Annotated in this window: 1 protein-coding gene; it reads left to right on the top strand. The window is 62.4% G+C overall.

Annotated features, from left to right (window positions below):
• Window positions 1-105 precede the first annotated feature (105 nt).
• The coding region (locus LH464_RS24445) for an autotransporter outer membrane beta-barrel domain-containing protein (RefSeq protein WP_226788988.1) at window positions 106-660 on the top strand (555 nt) is incomplete at its 3' end.

The raw sequence follows: 660 nt of genomic DNA, 5'->3' as shown, positions 1-660 counted from the left end.
GCAGGCAGCAGCGGCACACTGGCGATCGGTTCGCTTGCCGACACCGCGCCTGTGGCACCCGGAACCATCACCACTGGCAGTATCAGCTTTGGCACGGGTGATGGCATGATCCTCTTCAACCATACGTCCGATGCTTATGTCTTTGATGCTACGCTCAATGGTGGCGCTGACAATGCGGCAGGCTCGGGAACCGGTGTTGTTGGTTCGGGTCTGGTCGATGCGATTGCGGGCCGGACGATCTTAAATGCGGACCATGGTGATTTCACCGGGGTCATGCAGGCACGGGATGGTGGCATCCTGCAGATCAATGGCGATGTCTCCGGCGGCATCGCGTCGGTCCTGGCCGGGGGACGGCTTGAGGGCAATGGCTTTGTCGGCAACACCGTCAATGCCGGCACCATCGCGCCCGGCACCTCGATCGGCACGCTGACCGTGGTCGGCGACTATACCGGCAATGGTGGGCTACTTGAGACCGAGGCTGTGCTGGGCGCCGACAGTTCGCCAGCCGACCTGCTCGTCGTCACGGGCAATACGTCGGGCAGCACCGATGTTCGGGTGATCAATCTTGGTGGCACAGGCGCTCTCACCATCGCCGACGGTATCCGGATTGTCGATGTTGGCGGCACCTCAGGCGGAGCATTCTCGCTGCTCGGCGACTAC

The sequence above is a fragment of the Pseudorhizobium xiangyangii genome (assembly GCF_020531965.1).
Taxonomy (GTDB): domain Bacteria; phylum Pseudomonadota; class Alphaproteobacteria; order Rhizobiales; family Rhizobiaceae; genus Neorhizobium; species Neorhizobium xiangyangii.
Note: the sequence above shows the minus strand (reverse complement) of the source record. Positions and strands in the feature narration are given on the sequence as shown.